This is a genomic window from Bartonella sp. CL70QHWL, assembly GCF_042194855.1.
Classification (GTDB): domain Bacteria; phylum Pseudomonadota; class Alphaproteobacteria; order Rhizobiales; family Rhizobiaceae; genus Bartonella.
Map to the genome: position 1 here is coordinate 1 of NZ_JBHINJ010000066.1, position 2,243 is coordinate 2,243.

5 protein-coding genes are annotated in these 2,243 nt (G+C 39.1%); all 5 read left to right on the top strand.

Annotated features, from left to right (window positions below):
- The coding region (locus tag ACFIJZ_RS09645; RefSeq protein ID WP_375631930.1) for a lysozyme at positions 1-540 on the top strand (540 nt) is incomplete at its 5' end.
- Positions 537-764 (top strand): hypothetical protein, encoded by a 228-nt coding sequence (locus ACFIJZ_RS09650; RefSeq protein ID WP_012754703.1) that lies wholly within the window; start codon positions 537-539, stop codon positions 762-764. The genes ACFIJZ_RS09645 and ACFIJZ_RS09650, both read left to right, overlap by 4 nt.
- Before the next feature lie 116 nt (positions 765-880).
- Positions 881-1,111: a hypothetical protein gene (locus ACFIJZ_RS09655; RefSeq protein WP_273791210.1), complete on the top strand. Its 231-nt coding sequence runs from the start codon at positions 881-883 to the stop codon at positions 1,109-1,111.
- A 24-nt stretch (positions 1,112-1,135) separates the two neighbouring features.
- On the top strand, positions 1,136-1,921 hold the full coding sequence (locus tag ACFIJZ_RS09660; RefSeq protein WP_375631932.1) for a DNA adenine methylase: 786 nt from the start codon (positions 1,136-1,138) through the stop codon (positions 1,919-1,921).
- A 65-nt stretch (positions 1,922-1,986) separates the two neighbouring features.
- The coding region (locus ACFIJZ_RS09665) for a helix-turn-helix domain-containing protein (RefSeq protein ID WP_375631934.1) at positions 1,987-2,243 on the top strand (257 nt) is incomplete at its 3' end.

The following is a 2,243-nucleotide window of genomic DNA, read 5'->3' on the forward strand; positions in this document are numbered from 1 at the left end:
CACCCCCTTGTCAAAAAAGGCATGTGTATTAGCCAAGAGCAAGCAGAAGAAATCCTTTGTGAAGACTTAAAGCAATTTGAGAAGACGGTAGAGGAATCGGTCACGGTTTCGTTAACGGATTGCCAATTCGCGGCATTGGTCTCATTTTGCTATAATGTAGGAACAGCTGCTTTTCGCAAGTCAACATTGTTGAAGAAGCTTAATCAAGGGGATTATGAAGCCGTACCTGTTGAATTACAGAAATGGAATAAGGTGGGTGGGAAGCCTCTTGCGGGTTTAGCCAACCGTCGAGCAGCAGAAGCAGGATTATGGGTAAAAGGGTCTTATGTTTCTTCAAATTATCAAAGGGTAGAAACGAAAACGGCAACCGGACTTCTTAAAATAGAAGCACTTGCCCCGATTATAGGGTCTTGTTCTGGTTTTGGCGGCTTGTTAGCAGGCAATGGACCGGTGCAATGGGCATTAGCAGGCATCATGGTTTTAGCGGCTGTAACGGGCATAGTGATTGTCGCCAAGCGGTTTCGGGAGCAATGCTTATGATTTTTTGGCTAAAGAAATATTCTCTGATGTTTACAGCGGCTTTAGCCGTTTTTTTTATGGCTTTAGCCAAGGCGTTTCACCTTGGCAAGCAAAGCGAACGGCAAAAGCAAACAGAGAATGCTTTAAAGACAGCAACAACGCGGCTTGAGGTAGAAAATGAAGTTAATCAAAAAAGTGATGCTGGTGTGCGCTCTGAACTTTCTCGTTGGGTGCGCGGCAAATAGGTCTGTTTCTTGTGGTGGCTGGTTGCCCATTTATTTGGATAATAAGGATGTTGCGGTCATCAGTTCCAACCTTGCAAGAGATATTTTGAAGCATAACAAGCAGGGAGCCCATTTATGTGGTTGGAAAGATGGTCAAGAAACGAAGCAGCAAAGATAAAGATCTTACAGAAAAAGAACAACAGCTCCTTCACGAGATGATAGAGACCTATCAAGGCTTAAAGATGATGTCACGCATCATGAAATTGATAGCCTTCATTGTCTTTATGTTTGTAATAGATTTTTCCCGTTTTGTGGACGCCATAGAGAATAGCTTCTCACATCTTAAAAGATGGTTAACCAAAAGTTAAATATCAAATCTCTCCTTTAAAAATATGATGAAACAAGAATTTACACAAACATTGTTTGCGTGGATGGGTGGTAAACACTATCTGCGTAAGAAAATTATACCGATTTTAAATAATATTGACCATGAAACCTATGTTGAACCGTTTTTAGGCTCTGGTGTTATTTTCCTAAATAAAAGACCAGCAAAATATTCCGTTATTAATGATTTGAATGGAGAGATCACGAACCTGTTTCAATGTGTTCAAAATAACTTTGATGATTTAGCCAAACGACTAGAATGGTTTGTTTGTTCAAGACAGTTGTTTTTTGAACTTGCGGCGATTGATCCAGAAAGCCTTTCCAAAGTTGAAAGAGCCGCACGTTTTTTGTTTCTCCAACGTTGTGTGATGTATGGGAAAAAAGATTATGTCTCTTTTAGTTTTGGAAGGAAAAGAACGGCAGAGTTTAATCCCGAAAAGCTGTTATCAAGGATGAGGCGTGTTAGACAGAAGCTTCTTGATACGACAATCTTAAATTTGTCGTGGGAACGGGTTATCGAGCTATTTGATGCACCCGACAGTTTATTTTACCTAGACCCGCCTTATCTTGTGAAGAAGAAGTGTTACAGCTCTGGGAATTTTGTTGAAGATGATTTTGTGAGTATGGCAAAAGTTCTCAAAAGCATACAAGGCAAATTTGTCTTGAGTCTAAATGATTGTGATGCGGTTCGAGAGATCTTTAAGGATTTTGACTTTTTAGAATTAGAGACCATTTGGACCTCTGGTTTTGCTAAAAAACCACCCCGAAAAGAACTCTTGATTCGCAATAATTGAGGAAAATCATAAAAAGATTTGTTAGAATCAGAAGAAAATATTTCTTCTCTAATAGGACTTTTTATATGGTTACATCTTTTGGTAAAATTTTACGGAAACTTCGCATTGATCACTCCGAACGCCTTTTAGATATGGCTAAAAAATTAGACATATCTGTAGCATTTTTATCTTCTGTCGAGATTGGCAAAAAATCTGTTCCTGTAGGACTGGAGGAAAAGATAATTGAACTCTATGCTTTAGATCAAGAGGTAGCAGAAATTTTGAGAAGAGAATCGGATGCTTGTCGCAAAAGTTTTACAATCAAGACTTCTGATCCGTTGAG

What these genes read in the sequence shown, in the direction of transcription:
- ACFIJZ_RS09660 (WP_375631932.1), top strand. Translation starts at nt 1,136, where the DNA reads ATGATGAAACAAGAATTTACACAAACATTGTTTGCGTGGATGGGTGGT.
- ACFIJZ_RS09650 (WP_012754703.1), top strand. Translation starts at nt 537, where the DNA reads ATGATTTTTTGGCTAAAGAAATATTCTCTGATGTTTACAGCGGCTTTA.